The following is a 15,337-nucleotide window of genomic DNA, read 5'->3' on the forward strand; positions in this document are numbered from 1 at the left end:
GTGCGACGGTGGCCGTGGCGGGGGGCGCGATCTACAACGCCGCCGACCCGGGTGCCGCGGCCAAGGAACTCAAAAAACGCGCCACCGCCTGACCGAATTCGATCGCTGTGTGCCGGGCACCGGCTCGGCACACAGCGGAAAAGACCCGACATCACATTTTCGAATTTGGCCTGAATGTGCCGAGTGAGAATTATCAGGAGTGCGCGTCCATGGCAGCAAACGGATCGATCTCCCGTTCCCGCGCGATCGAATCGGCTGAAGAGCTTGTTCGCTTGACCACCAAACGACTCCCCGAAAACTGGTCCGAGCTGGATCGGCGCGCGGTGGACACCGCCCGCGTGCTGGCGGCGGACGCGGTCGAGCACTGCGGGAGCGGGCATCCCGGCACGGCCATGAGTCTCGCGCCCGTCGCCTACGCGCTGTTCCAGCGGGTCATGCGGCACGACCCCGCCGACGCGCGGTGGCTCGGCCGCGACCGGTTCGTGCTGTCGGCCGGGCATTCGAGTCTCACTCTGTACATCCAGCTGTTCCTCTCCGGCTACGGCCTGGAGCTCGACGACCTGAAGGCCTTGCGCAAGTGGGGTTCGCTGACCCCGGGTCATCCCGAGTACGGGCACACCAAGGGAGTGGAGACCACCACCGGCCCGCTGGGCCAGGGTCTGGCCAACGCCGTCGGGATGGCCATAGCCGCCCGGCGCGAGCGTGGCCTGTTCGACCCGGACGCCGAGCCGGGCAAGAGCCCGTTCGACCACCAGGTCTACGTGATCGCCTCGGACGGCGACATCGAGGAGGGTGTCACCTCGGAGGCTTCGTCGCTGGCCGGTACGCAGCAGCTCGGCAACCTCACGGTGATCTACGACAGCAACGAGATCTCCATCGAGGACGACACCCGCATCGCGTTGTCCGAGGACACCGCCAAGCGCTACGAGTCCTACGGCTGGCACGTCCTCACAGTCCACGGCGGTGAGGACGTGGCAGGGTTCCTGGCCGCGATCGAGCAGGCCAAGGCCGAGACCACCCGCCCGACCCTGATCGTGTTGCGCACCGTGATCGGGTACCCGGCCCCGACCAAGATGAACACCGGCAAGGCGCACGGTGCCGCGCTCGGCGCCGACGAGCTCGCCGCGGTCAAGCGCGCCGTCGGCCTGGACCCGAAGCGGAGTTTCCAGGTCGACGACGACGTGCTGCGCCACACCCGCGAGGTGGCCGAGCGCGGGCGGGCCGACCACGAGAAGTGGCAGCTCGAGTTCGACGCCTGGGCGAAGAGCAACCCGGAGCGCAAGGCACTGCTCGACCGCATCAGCCGGCGCGCGCTGCCGGCCGGCTGGGCCGACGATCTGCCCACCTGGCAGCCCGACGCCAAGGGGGTCGCCACCCGCAAGGCGTCGGCCGCGGTGCTGGCCAAGCTCGGCGCGGTGCTGCCGGAGCTCTGGGGCGGGTCGGCGGACCTGGCCGAAAGCAACAACACCACGATCAAGGGTGCGGACTCCTTCGGCCCGGTCGAGATCTCCACCAACGCCTGGCAGGCGAATCCCTACGGCCGCACGCTGCACTTCGGCATCCGCGAGCACGCGATGGGTTCGATCCTCAACGGCATCGCGCTGCACGGCGGGACCCGTCCGTACGGCGGCACCTTCCTCATCTTCAGCGATTACATGCGCCCGGCGGTGCGCCTGGCCGCGCTGATGCGGCTGCCGGTCATCTACGTGTGGACGCACGATTCGATCGGCCTCGGTGAGGACGGACCGACGCACCAGCCGGTCGAACAACTGGCGTCCCTGCGCGCCATCCCCGGGATGGCGGTGGTCCGGCCGGCCGACGCGAACGAGACCGCGTACGCCTGGAAAGCCGTGCTGGAGGACACCGCCGGTCCGGCCGGGCTGGCGCTCAGCCGCCAGGACCTGCCGACCCTGGAGGGCACGTCCGCCCAGGGGGTGGCCCGCGGCGGTTACGTCCTCGCCGAGGCGTCTTCGGGCCGGCCTGAGGCGCTGCTCGTCGGTACTGGGTCCGAGGTCCAGCTGGCCGTGGCGGCCAGGGAGGTGCTCGAGGCCGAAGGGGTGCCCACCCGGGTCGTGTCGATGCCGTGCGTGGAGTGGTTCGACCGGCAGGACCGGTCGTACCGGGACAAGGTGCTGCCCCCGTCGGTGCGCGCGCGGGTGGTCGTCGAAGCGGGTACGGCGCAACCGTGGCACCGGTTCGCCGGCGACGCGGGAGAAGTCGTGTCGCTGGAGCATTTCGGCGCTTCGGCCGACTTCAAGACCCTGTTCAGCCAGTTCGGCATCACCACCGAGGCCGTGGTCGAAGCAGCCCGGCGGAGCGTGCGAGCCGCGCGGCGGTGAATTCGTTGTCCTACTTGAGTTGTGGAGGAAGATCTCGGTGACGCACTCGATTTCGAAGAAGCTTGACGCCGGCCTGTTCGTGGACGCAACGCGTGCCGTCATCGGCGAAGTCGACCGGGTGAGCGCGGCGGTGCAATCCCCGTCCTGGATCCGGGCCGGCGCGTTGCTGCTCAAGGCTCCGGCCGTGTTCACGATCGGCACCGGGCGCAGCGGCCTCGCCCTGCAGATGGCCGCGATGCGGTTCATGCACCTCGGACTCCCCACCCACGTCGTCGGTGAGGTGACCGCGCCGGCGATCGGGGCGCGCGACGTCCTCGTGGCGGCCTCGGGGTCGGGGACGACGGCGCGCGTGGTGCGGGCCGCTCAGACTGCCCGTGACCAGGGCGCGGACGTGATCGCGTTGACCACGGCGGCGGAGTCGCCGCTGGCCAAGACCGCGACCGAAGTGCTCATCATCCCGGCCGCGGACAAGCAGGATTTCGACGGCAGTGCCTCGGTGCAGTACGCCGGCAGTCTGTTCGAACAGTCCGTGCTGCTCACGACCGACGCGTTGTTCCACGCGCTGTGGAAGACCAGCGGGAGCCAGGCCCGCGAACTGTGGCGGCTTCACGCGAACCTCGAGTGACCGCAACGCGTGTGCCGCGATCTCACTGTCCTGATGCTACAGACGAGAAGAGGAGTTCCAGATGCAGTGTCAGAGTGAGATCGAAGCGCGGACTTGCGGTGATATCCACACGTTGGAGGCGGCGGCGCTGGCCGCCACCTCCCGCGCCGCGGTGGCCAGCTACGCCTGGGTGGGCCGGCACGACCAGGAAGGCGCCGACGCGGCCGCGACCTCAGCCATGCGTGCGGCTCTGGCCGACGCGCCCGGGCGCGGGACCGTGGTCATCGGGGAGGGCGAAAAGGACGACGCCCCCATGCTGTTCAACGGTGAGGTCGTGGGCAACGGTCGCGGCCCGGACTTCGACATCGCCGTCGATCCCCTTGAGGGAACGTCGTTCTGCGCGAAGGATCTGCCCGGCGCGCTGGCCACGATCGCGTTCGGCGAACCGGGAACGCTGTGGTCACCCGGGCCCGGGTTCTACATGGACAAGATCGTGGTGCCCGCGGCGGCGAAGGACGTCATCGATCTCGACGATCCCGCCGAGGTCACCTTGGCCAACGTCGCCAAGGCGCTCGGCAAGCAGGTCAGTGAGCTGCGCGTGGTCATCATGGACAAGCCGCGGCACAAAGACCTGATCGCGCGGGTGGTGCGCGCCGGAGCGGCCGTGCAGACACCGGCGGGTGGCGACGTCGGGGGAAGCCTCGCAGTGCTCCTGCCGACGCTCGATGTCGACCTGCTCATCGGCGTCGGCGGCACACCCGAGGGAGTGCTGACCGCCGCGGCGGTCCGGGCGCTGGGCGGCGGGATGCTGGGTCGGCTGGCTCCCCAACGCGCCGAAGAAGCGGACGCCATCCGCGCGGCCGGCATGTCCCTCGACCGCGTTTACGAGTGTGACGAACTCGTCACCGGCGACGCGTTTTTCGTCGCCACCGGCGTGAATGGCGGGCCGCTCGTCGGGCGCCCGCGAAAAGGTGCCGGGACAACCATCACCGAATCGCTCCTCGTTTCCAGTGGCCAGGTTCGCCACGTGACACACACCAACTTCGACTGACTACCCGTTGACCTTCGAGATCAAGGAGACACGGTGACGTTGCACCTGGACGACCTCAGCGTTCGCCGCCTCGGCGAGTGCCGTTACGACTCGCCGTTCTCCGAGATGCTCTCCACCAAGCAGACTTCTCCGCACTACGTCGCGGAAGGCGACCGGGTCCTGCTCGAGGACACCGTTTCCATGCTCGCCGAGCACAGCCTCCCGCCCGGCGAGGTGCCGAGTTTCGAAGCCGCCGGCCCCCGGCGAAAGATCTATTTCGACCCCGGGCGCGTGACCGCCGGCATCGTCACCTGCGGGGGGTTGTGCCCCGGGCTCAACAACGTGATCCGCGGTCTCGTGCAAGAACTCGCGGTGCACTACAAGGTCAAGCGGATTCTGGGTTTCCGCAACGGTCTGCAAGGCCTGACGGAACAACACCGCTACGACACCGTCGAACTGACGCCTGAGCGCGTTCGCGACATCCACAACGCCGGCGGCACCATCCTGGGCAGCTCGCGCGGCGGCCAGGACGCCGACGAAATGGTCGACAGCCTCGTCCTGCGCGGAGTCGGCATCATGTTCGTCATCGGCGGCGACGGGGGGATGCGCGCGGCGACGTTCCTCAGCAAGGCGATCCGGGCGCGTGGCCTGGACATCGCGGTCATCGGGGTGCCGAAGACCATCGACAACGACCTGCCCTTCACCGATCAGTCGTTCGGGTTCCAAAGCGCGTTCGCGCGGGCCACCGACTTCATTTCCGCGGTCGCCGTCGAGGCGGCGGCCAGCCCGAACGGTGTCGGCATCGTGAAGCTGATGGGCCGGCACTCGGGTTTCATCGCCAGCTACGCGGCGTTGTCCGCCAACGCCGCGGACATCGTTCTGATCCCCGAGGTCCCGTTTGCCCTCCAGGGAGCGGACGGCCTGTTGGCCCACGTGGAGCAGCGCGTGCGAGCCAAAGGTTTTGTCGTCATCGTCCTCGCCGAAGGAGCGGGCCAGGACCTCCTCGAAGAACACGACCTGCCTCAGCTCAACGGCCGCGGCACCGACGCCTCGGGCAACATCAAACTCGGCAACATCGGCGAGCTGCTCAAGGAGCGCATCACCGCACACCTCCTTTCCGTCGGCCTTCCCCCCACCATGCGCTACATCGACCCGAGCTACGCGGTCCGCAGCATCGCCGCCAACGCCTACGACGCCGTCTACTGCCTGCGGCTGGCCCACGCCGCGGTGCACGCCGCCATGGCAGGCCACACCGAAGCCGCCGTCGCCCGCTGGCGGCGACGCTTCGTGCACGTCCCGCTGTCCCTGATGACCAGCCGCCGCAACCAGGTCGACCCCGACGGCGACCTGTGGATGTCGGTGCTCGAAACCACCTGTCAGCCGGCCGAGTTCGGTCCGGCACCGGACCGGGCCCGGGTGCGCTCGGGGTTCTGCTGACCCTTCGGGGCGGGACACCGGTAACGCCCGAGCTTGACCACGCCAACCGGCAAGCGCGCAGCCGATGACCGCGCCGAGAACGGCGATGCGGGCCACCCCGAGCAAAGGTGGCCCGCATGCAGGCGTTGGAGCACGCGGATGAGTATCCGGCGGTGATTGTGGAGGCAAATGACGGAGATGGGCCTGGGCGGCGGGTGAGGTGCGGGGTGCGGTTTCGATGTCGGAGCCGGGGTTCGGATGTGGTGGTGATCAAGACCCGCGCTCGTCGTGACGGCACTGGGTGTGTGATCGGTGGCGCGAAGGCGTGGCTGACCAATGGGGGCTGCCCGTGGTGCGGCACTGCTCACTGGCAGGGCCCTGTCCACCGGCGGGGTCCTGCCCACCGGCAGGCCTTACCCACCGGCAGGCGCTGCCCACTGGTGCGGCAGTGCGGTTGTCTGCGGCGCGGGTGCCTCCGGTCGCCAAGCACGCAGGCAGCCTGATGACGCCCTGGCAAGGTCCGCTCCGCTGACCGACCAGTGCCGTCGTCCTGGCACCCCGGCCAAGACGAGCGGTCACCCAGCCGATCCTGGCTGACCCCCCGTCCGGACGAACTCGTGGCCCGACATGTCTTCCAGGGTCACCGCGGCGACTTCCGAGGCGGGCATGCTCGCGGAGCCGTACAGCTCGGCCTCCTCGTCCGTGGCCGAAGCCGAGAACTGCCAGCCGCCCGTGAGTTGGCGGGTGCCGTCCTTGCCGAGGACGACCAGGCGGCACTGGGTGCCGTCCGGGAGACCGCGGACGTGGGCTTCCACGCGGACCCAGCCGTGGGCCGGGGTGACGGCGGCGGAGAGGTGGGTGGGGCCGGCGGAGCCGGTGAGCAGCACGGGGTCGGGCCCCGGCGCGACGGCCAGGTCCGGGTCGGGGGCGGCGGCCGGGAGCAGGGGCGGCGCGGTGGCGGTGTGACCGAGCAGCGCGCCGAGACCGAGGGCGGCGGCCGCCACGGCCACGGCGGCCGTGGCGGCCAGCGTTCTGCCGCGCCGGCGCGCGCCCGACGCTTCGGAACGCACCTGCCGCAACGTGCGTTGCAGCAGCAGGTCCGCGTCGTCGGGTGGGCCGTCGAGGAGCAGCTCGGGCGGGATCGCCTCGAGGAACTCCTGCATCTCGCGCACTGATTCCACCTCCTTCCGGCAGTGCTCGCAGGTCATCGCGTGGGTGGGGTCGAGGGGGTCGTGGGTCACGCGGCACCCGCCGGCTGCCGGCCCCCGAACGATTCGCGCAACAGGAGCAGGGCGCGGTGCGAGCGGGACTTCACCGTGCCCGCCGGAATGCCCAGGTGCGCCGCCGCTTCCGGCACCGTGTGGCCACGCAGGTACACCTGCTCCAGCACCTCGCGGTGTTCGGGCGACAGGCCGTCGAGCGCGTCGCGCACCACGATCGAGTCGACCACCGCCGACGAGTGGTCACGTGCGACCGGCACGGTCGTCGGCGACTCGGCGACCTCCGTGGGCCGGGCGGCGCGCGCCCGGACCTTGTCGACGACGAGGTTGCGCACCACCGTGAGCAGCCACGCCCGCACGGAACCCTTGGTGTTGACCAGGCTGTCCGGATTGCGCCACGCGCGGACCAGCGCTTCCTGCACCACGTCCTCCGCCGCCGCGCGGTCGCCGAGCAGCCGCGTGGCGTAGGCGAGCATCGCCTTGCCGTGTTCGGCGAACAACGTCCGCACGAGTGCCTCGTCGGCCACCTGCCGGCGGGCTCGCATCCCGGTCATCCGTCACCACCCTCTCGTCCGATGCTTTGAAAACGGACGCCGGCCTGGGGGCGGTTCACCGATCGCGAAGATTTCTACCCGTCCTCCGGCGAACGCACGGGCTTGACGTCGACCACGGGGGTGCCGTCGACCGCTTCGAGGTGCGAGACGAGCACGCGCAACCCGTCGACCTCGACGATCTCCACGCGGTGCAGCCCGATGGGGTTCGGCCGCGCGGGCGAGCGCGTGCTGAACACCCCGGCCATCGCGCGCGTCGGATCGCTGCGCGGGCGCACGGACAGCACCGAGCGGTCGGCCAGGTGCAGCCAGGTGAACACGAGCACCTGCTGACCGGCCCTCACATCACGCAAGCCTTCGGCAAACGACGGCGAAAACACCAGCCACGCCGAAGGCGCACCTTCATCCGGTTGTTTCGGCGCCCCGTCGAGGTCCGTCAACGAGGATTCGACGTGGGCGATGGGCTGGAGCTCGAACGGGGTCATGCCTGCAGAAGCTACCGCCGCCATCCGACAACCTCCGGCCCCGAAGCCGAAATGGACCAAGGTTGTCCACAACACCCGAACGGCTGTGGACAACCTTGGGGACCCAGGGGTGACAGGGGATGAACGTGCCATCGCCGGGGATCGAAAACGGTCAGACAGCCGCCGGCTCGGCCGGGAGCTCTTCGATCTGCTCAGGCGCCGGCCGCGTTTCCTCCACCGGACGACGCGGGGTGCGGTTCAGCAGCAGCCGCGTCACGTCGGGCCGCGAGTAGTGCCCGACCGGGTCCGCCGCCGCCTTCGCGAGCGGGATCGCCGAAAGATCGATGTCGGCGTACAGAATTCCTTCCTCGTCCGCCGCCAGCGGCTCGGCGAGCGGGCTGCCGTCCGGGCCGAAGATCCGCGCGAACCCGCCGCCGCGCTGCAGGAGCTGCTCCTTCATCGGGGTGTCGCAGAACAGCTCCGTCCCGGCGTCGCCCACGAGTGCGCACGGAGCGATCACGAAACACTGCCCCTCCACCGCGTACATGCGCGAAGCCGACGTGTTCACCTCCGCCCCGAGCGCGTACGCCGCTCCCTTGTAGACGGAGAAGCTCGGCCACGAAGCCACGTGCACCTGCTCGTCCATGCCGTACATCGCGTACTTCGTCAGCGGTTGCAGGTGCTCCCAGCAGCACAGCGCGCCGACACGGCCGATGCCGGCGACGTCGTGCACCACCAGGTCGGAGCCGTCGCCCTCGCCGTACACCGTGCGCTCCACGAACGTCGGCTTCAGCTTCCGGCGGGCGCCGACCAGCTCGCCTTCCGCGGAGATCGTCGCCTGCGCCATGTACAGGCTGCCGCCCGACTGCTCGGAAAAGCCCATCACCACGTTGATCCCGTGCTGCTTCGCGCCGTCGAGCAGGCGCTGGAAGCGCGGGCTGTCGAGGCTGATCGAGTTCTCGTGGTAGCGGCCCACGAACTGCATGCCCCACGCGGGCGAGTCGAGCCACAGCCACCACGGGTACCCCGGCACGAACGTCTCCGGGAAGGCGATCAAACCGGCACCGTTGCGCGAGGCCTCGGCCATGAGCGCGATCGACTTGTCGATGGTCGCGTCGGCGTCCAGCCACACCGCCTCCGCCTGCACGGCCGCTGCCTTGAAAGAGCCCGAGTAGGTGATCACGCGCTGTCCTTCCCTTCGCCTGCCTGTTCGGCCGAAGGTAGGAGCACCCGAACCCAGTGGCTTGCCTCACAGCGCACCGGGGGTTGACGGAGAGCGCACGGCTGGTGTGTCGCGCCCGGATCTGCGCATACTTGCTGCTCAGGTGGTGGTGCGATGAGCATGGTGCTGACAACTGACACGCAGCCGGAGGCCGAACGCGTGGGCTTCTGGCACGAGATCGTGTGCCGTTCGTTCGTGCCGCTGAACGTCGCCACTCCCGACGTCGAAGCGTTCTCCGGCTCCGTCGCCAACGACCGCCTCGGCCGCCTCCAGCTCTCCACCGTGCATGCCGCCGCCAGCGCGTCCGCCGGACTCCGCGGCTCGTGGCGGAGGCGGGCGACGAGTTCGTGCTCCTCGGTTTGCAGACGCTCGGCCCCGGCGCGGTCACGCAGGACGGCCGCCGCGCCGTGATCCGTCCCGGTGACCTGGTGTTCTACGACGCCGCGCGCCCGTACGAGCTGTGGTTCCCCGGTGAGTTCGAGATGAAGGTCTTCATGGTGCCGCGCCGGTTCCTCGGCGTCGCCGACGCGGACCTGCACCGCGTCACGGCCACCACGCTGCGCCCCGCCGCCGGCGTGCCCGCGCTCGCCTCGCCGTTCCTGGCGCGCCTCAGCGCGGCCGAAGGCCCGGCGGGCGAACGGCTGGCCGCGTCGGCGTTGAACCTGCTCGAATCGCTGGTCCTCGACGGCGCCGAAACGCCCGAGCCGACGCTCCTGCTGCGGATCCGCGCCTTCATCGCCGACCACCTCGGCGAGCCCGGCCTGTCGCCGGCGACGATCGCGGCCGCGCACCGGATTTCCGTGCGCTACCTGCACAAGCTCTTCTCGGCCGACGGCGTGTCCGTCGTGCGCTGGATCCAGCAGCAGCGGCTGGCCGAATCGCGCCGTGACCTGGGCCGCACGAGCGCGACGGTCGCCGCGATCGCCCACCGCTGGGGCTTCTCCGACGCGGCGCACTTCAGCTGTTCGTTCAAGGCCGCCTACGGGGTTTCCCCACGGGAGTGGCGCATCGCTTCCGCTCCCGGCCGGGTCGGCGCAGACTGAGCCGATGGCGCTCGGGCGCTTCGCGGTGCGGGTCGACGGGGTGGTGCAGGGCGTGGGGTTCCGGCCCTTCGTCCACGGGCTCGCGCGGCGGTTCGGGCTCGCCGGCTTCGTCGGCAACGACAGCCGCGGGGTCTTCGTCGAGGTCGAGGGCGCTTCGGACGACCTGAACGCCTTCGTGGCGGCGCTGCGGGCCGAAGCGCCGCCGTTGGCGGTGGTCGAGGATGTGCGCGTGACCTGCGTGCCGGTCACGGGGGAGCGGGGGTTCGCGATCGTGGCGAGTCCGGCCGGCGGCGCGGCGGCGACGTTGGTGTCCGCGGACAGCGCGACCTGCGTGGACTGCTTGGTAGAGCTGTGGGACCCGGGTGATCGGCGGTACCGGTACCCGTTCGTCAACTGCACCAACTGCGGGCCGCGGTTCACGATCGTGCGCGGCGTGCCGTACGACCGGCCGCTGACGACCATGGCCGAGTTCGTGCTGTGCGCGGAATGCAAGCAGGAGTACGAAGACCCGGGCGACCGGCGGTTCCACGCGCAGCCGGTGTGCTGTCCGGTTTGCGGGCCACGGCTGGTGTTCTCGGGTGGCGGGGAGCCGATCAAGTCCACTGTGGACGCGCTGGAAGCGGGCGCCGTCGTCGCGGTGAAGGGACTCGGCGGTTACCACCTCGCCGCCGACGCGGCGAACGAAACGGCCGTGGCCGCGCTGCGCAGCAGGAAACACCGCGAGGACAAGCCGTTCGCCGTGATGGTCCCCGATCTCGCGGCGGCGCGGGCGATCGCGGAGGTCGACGACGTCGCCGCGGCCGTGCTGACCGGGCACCGGCGGCCGATCGTGCTGCTCCCACGCGTCGCGGACGGACCGCTCGCACCCTCGGTGGCGCCCGGCAACCGGCGCATTGGCGTCATGCTGCCGTACACGCCGCTGCACCACCTGCTGCTCGGCGATCTCGGTCGGCCGATCGTGCTGACCAGCGCGAACGTGTCCGACGAACCCATCGTCTACCGCGACGAAGACGCCTTCGCGAGGCTCTCCGGGATCGCCGACGCGTTCCTCACGCACGACCGGGCCATCCACACCCGGACCGACGACTCCGTGGTGCGGGTGTGGCGCGACCGGGTGCAGCTGCAGCGCCGTTCGCGTGGTTACGTGCCGGAGCCCGTGACGCTGCGCTCAAGGTTCACCGAGCACGTCCTCGGCTGCGGCGCGGAACTGAAGAACACGTTCTGCCTGGCCAAGGACACCCACGCGTTCCTCTCCCACCACATCGGTGACCTCGACAACTACGAGACGTTCAAGGCCTACGAGACCGGCATCGCGCACTTCCGCGAGCTGTTCGACGTCACGCCGACGGTCGTCGCCCACGACCTGCACCCCGAGTACCTGTCGACGAAACACGCGCTGGACCTCGAAGACGTCGAGCTCGTCGGCGTCCAGCACCACCACGCACACATCGCCTCCTGCCTCGCCGACAACGGCGAAGCCGGCCCCGTTCTCGGCGTCGCGTTCGACGGCACCGGTTACGGCACCGACGGCACCCTCTGGGGCGGCGAGTTCCTGAAAGCCGACCTCGCCGGGTTCGAACGCCTGGCGCACTTCGCGCCCATCCGGCTGCCCGGCGGCACCACGGCCATCCGGCAGCCCTGGCGCATGGCCGCCGCCTACCTCGACGCCGCGAACATCCAGGCGACCGCACTCCGCGCCCGCCACGACGACCAGTGGGACGACGTCCTCCACCTCGCCCGCACCGGCCTGGCTTCCCCGCTCACGTCCAGCGCCGGTCGGCTGTTCGACGCCGTCGCCGCCGTGCTCGGCGTCCGCGACGAAGTCAACTACGAAGGCCAAGCTGCCGTCGAGCTCGAACAACTCGCCGACCCGGCAGAACGCGCCGCTTACCACTGTGGGCAGACGTCGCAGGAAGTGTCCGGTGTGGACCTGCTCCGAGCCGTGGTCGAGGACCTCGACCACGGCACTGGGCGCCCGGTCGTCGCCGCCCGCTTCCACAACGGCGTCGCCGAAGCCATCGCCGAAACCTGCACCCGCCTGCGCGACACGACAGCGCTCACGACCGTCGCCCTGTCCGGCGGCGTGTTCCAGAACCTGCTGCTCCTGGAAAGGACCGTGGCGTCCTTGGAACACCACGGCTTCCGCGTCCTCACCCACTCCCGCGTGCCGACCAACGACGGTGGCATCAGCCTCGGTCAGGTCGCTGTCGCAGCCAGCCGTACCACTCGTCCAGGCCGTCACCCCGGGTTGCGCTGATCTCCACCACGCGCGCGTCCGGGTTGACGTGCCGCAGGTCGTGCAGGAACTCCGGGACCGAGAACCCCACGTACGGCAGCAGGTCGATCTTGTTGAGCAGCACCAGATCCGTCGACGCGAACATGTGCGGGTACTTCAGCGGTTTCCCCGGCCCCTCCGTCACGGACATGATCACCACGCGCGCCGCCTCGCCGAGGTCGAACAACGCGGGGCACACGAGGTTCCCGACGTTCTCCACGAACAGCACGGAACCACGCGCCGGCGCCAATGTGTCGAGCGCGCGCGACAGCATCGTCGCGTCGAGGTGGCAGCCGGCTCCGGTGTTGATCTGCACGACCGGCGCGCCCGACGCCTTGATGCGATCGGCGTCCAGCAGCGTTTCCTGATCGCCTTCGACGACCGCGAGCGGCACCGAAGCACCCAGCGCGCGCACCGTCTGTTCCAGCAACGTCGTCTTGCCCGCGCCAGGTGAGCTCATCAGGTTGACCGCGAAGACCCCCAGTTCGGCAAGCCGCGACCGGTTGTGACCGGCCAGGTGTTCGTTCTTGGCCAGCACGTCCTGCTCCAGCACCACCGTGTGAGAACCCTCCGCGTGCGAATGATCATCGGCGTGGGAATGGACCGCCGCGTCATCCGAACAACCACATGTCGCACACACCTCAAACCACCTCCACGGACTTGATGCGCAGCTGCCGCCCCGCCAGCACCTCGACGTTCGCGCTGCCGCACACGCACAGCAGGATCGGGTCGTCGATCCCGAACTCCGCCCCGCAGTCACGGCACGCGGCCCGCCCGGGCGGCTCGTCGATCTCCAGCTCGGCGCCCTGCAACGACGTCCCCGCACACACCACGTCGAAGCAGAACCGCACGCTGTCTGGCACGACGCCGGACAGCCGCCCGATCTCCAGCCGCACGCTGCGCACGGCCTGAGACCCCAGCCGCGACACGATCGCGTCCACGACGCTCTGCGTGATCGACATCTCGTGCACTAGCAGATCCTCGGCAGCGGGTCGCCCACCAGCATGTCGACGATCCGCGTGCCGCCGAACGCCGTGTTCAGCAGCACCAGGCCCGGCGGGTCGTCGGCGACGCGGCCGATCACCGCCGCCTCGGCGCCGAGCGGGTGCGACCGAAGCGCCGCCAACGCGTCGTCGACCTGCGCGCCGTCGACGAACGTCACGATCCGGCCCTCGCACGCCACGTACAGCGGGTCGATGCCGAGCAGCTCCGACGCGCCGCGCACCTCGTCACGCACCGGCACGGCGTTCTCGTCGACGATCACCGAAACCTGCGCGCCGGCCGCGACCTCGTTGAGGATCGTCGCCACGCCGCCGCGGGTCGCGTCGCGCATCGCGCGCACGCCGGGCACGGCGGCGAGCAGCCCCGCCACCAGGCCGTGCACGGGCGCGGTGTCGGACTCGATGTCCGCATCGATGTCCAGCTCGCCGCGCGCCAGCATGATCGTGACGCCGTGGTCGCCGATCGGTCCCGACACCAGCACCGCGTCGCCCGGCCGCACCGACGAGACTCCCAGCCCCGAGCGGATCGAGACGCCGATGCCAGCCGTGTTGATGTACACGCCGTCGCCCTTGCCGCGCTGCACGACCTTCGTGTCCCCGGTGACGATCTGCACGTCGGCCGCGAGCGCCGCCGCCTTCATCGAGTCGACGATCTTCAGCAGGTTCTCGACCGGGAACCCTTCTTCGAGGATGAACCCGGCCGTGAGGTACAGCGGCCGCGAGCCGGACACGGCGAGGTCGTTGACCGTGCCGTTCACGGCCAGGTCGCCGATGTCGCCGCCGGGGAAGAACAGCGGCGACACCACGAACGAGTCCGTGGTCAGCGCCAGCTGCGCTCCGCCGATGGCGAGCGCGGCGGCGTCCTCCATCGGCTCCAGCAGCGGGTTGCGGAACGCGTCGAGGAACACCGCCTCGATCAGCGTGTGCGTCGCTTTGCCACCCGAGCCGTGGGACAGGGTGATGCGCTCCTCGCGCACCTTCGCGCGCCGCCGCCGGGCGCGTTCGATGCGGTCGAGCACCTGCTGCTCGCGTTCCGTGGTCGTCATGCGTGGCTCGCCTCCCGCACACGCTTGCGGCTGAACCGGCCGAAGTTGTAGTACGCCGCGCAGGCGCCCTCGGGCGAGACCATGCACGTCCCGATCGGCGTCTCCGGCGTGCACGCCGTGCCGAACACCTTGCACTCCCACGGTTTCAGCACGCCCTTGAGCACCTCGCCGCACTGGCACGCTTTGGGATCCGCCACCCGCACGCCCGGCACGTCGAAGAGGCGCTCGGCGTCGAACGCCGCGTACTTCTCGCGCACGCGCATCGCCGAGTGCGAGATGAACCCGAGACCGCGCCACTCGAAGTACGGCCGCAGCTCCATCACCTCGTTGATCACCTTGAGCGCCACGAGGTTGCCGTCCCACGGCACCACGCGCGAGTACTGGTTCTCCACCTCGGCACGGCCTTCGGACAGTTGCACCATCAGCAGGTAGATGGACTGCAGGATGTCCAGCGGCTCGAACCCGGCCACGACCACGGGCTTGCCGTAGTCGCGCGCGATGAACTCGTACGGCCGGCAGCCGATCACCGTCGACACGTGGCCCGGGCCGAGGAACCCGTCGAGCCGCAGGTCGGGCGAGTCGAGGATCGCCTTGATGGCGGGCACGATCGTCACGTGGTTGGCGAAGATCGAGAAGTTTCCGATGCCCTCGTCGGCCGCGCGCAGCAGCGTCATCGCGGTCGACGGCGTGGTCGTCTCGAACCCGATGGCCATGAAGACCACCTGCAGGTCGGGGTTCTGCCGGGCGATCTTCAGGGAGTCGAGCGGCGAGTACACCATCCTGATGTTGGTGCCCTCGGCGTTGGAATCGAAGAAGTTCCCACCCGAACCCGGTACGCGCATCATGTCGCCGAACGAGGTCATCAGCACCCCGGGCCGGCGCGCGATGCTGATCGCGTCGTCGATGCGGCCCATCGGGATCACGCACACCGGGCAGCCAGGGCCGTGCACGAGCTCGACGTTCTCCGGCAGGTAGTCCTCGAGGCCGTGCTTGTAGATCGTGTGCGTGTGACCCCCGCACACCTCCATGAACTTGTAGTGCCTGCCGGGCTCGCACAGCGCGGTGATCTTGGCGGACAGCGCCCGCGCCTTGTCCGCGTCCCGGAACTCGTCGACGAACCGCATGG

General features: G+C 69.9%; 14 protein-coding genes and 1 pseudogene. 7 read left to right on the forward strand and 8 right to left on the reverse strand.

Going from position 1 to position 15,337, the window contains the following annotated elements; all coding sequences use genetic code 11:
• The first annotated feature begins 209 nt into the window (after positions 1-209).
• The 5 genes and pseudogenes from tkt to AB0F91_RS28035 form a co-directional block, all read left to right on the forward strand.
• A complete protein-coding gene (gene tkt, locus AB0F91_RS28015) occupies positions 210-2,339 on the forward strand; it encodes a transketolase (RefSeq protein ID WP_360602094.1) in 2,130 nt (709 codons plus the stop codon).
• 37 nt (positions 2,340-2,376) lie between these two features.
• Positions 2,377-2,964 (forward strand): 6-phospho-3-hexuloisomerase, encoded by a 588-nt coding sequence (gene hxlB, locus AB0F91_RS28020; RefSeq protein WP_360602095.1) that lies wholly within the window; start codon positions 2,377-2,379, stop codon positions 2,962-2,964.
• 61 nt (positions 2,965-3,025) lie between these two features.
• Positions 3,026-3,994, forward strand: coding sequence for a class II fructose-bisphosphatase (glpX, locus tag AB0F91_RS28025; RefSeq protein ID WP_360602097.1), 969 nt, complete (start codon positions 3,026-3,028; stop codon positions 3,992-3,994).
• A 33-nt stretch (positions 3,995-4,027) separates the two neighbouring features.
• Positions 4,028-5,410 carry an ATP-dependent 6-phosphofructokinase gene (locus AB0F91_RS28030; protein ID WP_360602099.1) on the forward strand — a complete coding sequence of 461 codons (1,383 nt, stop codon included), beginning with the start codon at positions 4,028-4,030 and terminating at the stop codon, positions 5,408-5,410.
• Positions 5,411-5,597: 187 nt separating this feature from the next.
• Positions 5,598-5,733, forward strand: a pseudogene (locus AB0F91_RS28035) (acyl-CoA dehydrogenase); the annotation flags it as partial.
• A gap of 231 nt (positions 5,734-5,964) precedes the next feature.
• Here AB0F91_RS28035 and AB0F91_RS28040 read toward each other — a convergent pair.
• From AB0F91_RS28040 to AB0F91_RS28055, 4 genes are all read right to left on the reverse strand, one after another.
• Positions 5,965-6,630, reverse strand: coding sequence for a hypothetical protein (locus AB0F91_RS28040; RefSeq protein WP_360602101.1), 666 nt, complete (start codon positions 6,628-6,630; stop codon positions 5,965-5,967).
• A complete protein-coding gene (locus AB0F91_RS28045) occupies positions 6,627-7,163 on the reverse strand; it encodes a sigma-70 family RNA polymerase sigma factor (protein WP_360602103.1) in 537 nt (178 codons plus the stop codon). Before AB0F91_RS28045 ends, AB0F91_RS28040 begins: the two co-directional genes overlap by 4 nt.
• Positions 7,164-7,237: 74 nt before the next feature.
• Positions 7,238-7,645 carry a tRNA (N6-threonylcarbamoyladenosine(37)-N6)-methyltransferase TrmO gene (gene tsaA, locus AB0F91_RS28050; RefSeq protein ID WP_360602105.1) on the reverse strand — a complete coding sequence of 136 codons (408 nt, stop codon included), beginning with the start codon at positions 7,643-7,645 and terminating at the stop codon, positions 7,238-7,240.
• Between the two features lie 151 nt (positions 7,646-7,796).
• Positions 7,797-8,807, reverse strand: a complete 1,011-nt coding sequence (locus tag AB0F91_RS28055) for a carbon-nitrogen hydrolase family protein (RefSeq protein WP_360602106.1) — start codon at positions 8,805-8,807, stop codon at positions 7,797-7,799.
• A gap of 221 nt (positions 8,808-9,028) precedes the next feature.
• Between AB0F91_RS28055 and AB0F91_RS28060 the strand changes: the two genes are divergently transcribed.
• Together AB0F91_RS28060 and hypF are read left to right on the forward strand one after the other, a co-directional pair.
• Positions 9,029-9,889 carry a helix-turn-helix domain-containing protein gene (locus AB0F91_RS28060; protein ID WP_360602108.1) on the forward strand — a complete coding sequence of 287 codons (861 nt, stop codon included), beginning with the start codon at positions 9,029-9,031 and terminating at the stop codon, positions 9,887-9,889.
• A gap of 4 nt (positions 9,890-9,893) precedes the next feature.
• Positions 9,894-12,146 (forward strand): carbamoyltransferase HypF, encoded by a 2,253-nt coding sequence (gene hypF / locus AB0F91_RS28065; protein WP_360602110.1) that lies wholly within the window; start codon positions 9,894-9,896, stop codon positions 12,144-12,146.
• On the opposite strand, the gene hypB is transcribed toward hypF, so the two are convergent.
• The 4 genes from hypB to hypD form a co-directional block, all read right to left on the reverse strand.
• Positions 12,076-12,720 carry a hydrogenase nickel incorporation protein HypB gene (gene hypB, locus AB0F91_RS28070; protein WP_360602112.1) on the reverse strand — a complete coding sequence of 215 codons (645 nt, stop codon included), beginning with the start codon at positions 12,718-12,720 and terminating at the stop codon, positions 12,076-12,078. The two genes, hypF and hypB, sit on opposite strands and share 71 nt — an antisense overlap.
• Positions 12,721-12,805: 85 nt before the next feature.
• On the reverse strand, positions 12,806-13,135 hold the full coding sequence (locus AB0F91_RS28075; RefSeq protein ID WP_360602114.1) for a hydrogenase maturation nickel metallochaperone HypA: 330 nt from the start codon (positions 13,133-13,135) through the stop codon (positions 12,806-12,808).
• Entirely contained in the window at positions 13,135-14,211 is a 1,077-nt protein-coding gene (hypE, locus tag AB0F91_RS28080; protein ID WP_360602116.1) for a hydrogenase expression/formation protein HypE, read from the reverse strand. The genes AB0F91_RS28075 and hypE overlap by 1 nt, the downstream gene beginning before the upstream one ends.
• Positions 14,208-15,335, reverse strand: a complete 1,128-nt coding sequence (gene hypD / locus AB0F91_RS28085; RefSeq protein WP_360602118.1) for a hydrogenase formation protein HypD — start codon at positions 15,333-15,335, stop codon at positions 14,208-14,210. The genes hypE and hypD overlap by 4 nt, the downstream gene beginning before the upstream one ends.
• Positions 15,336-15,337: the final 2 nt, after the last annotated feature.

The sequence above is a fragment of the Amycolatopsis sp. NPDC023774 genome, assembly GCF_040639695.1.
GTDB lineage: Bacteria > Actinomycetota > Actinomycetes > Mycobacteriales > Pseudonocardiaceae > Amycolatopsis.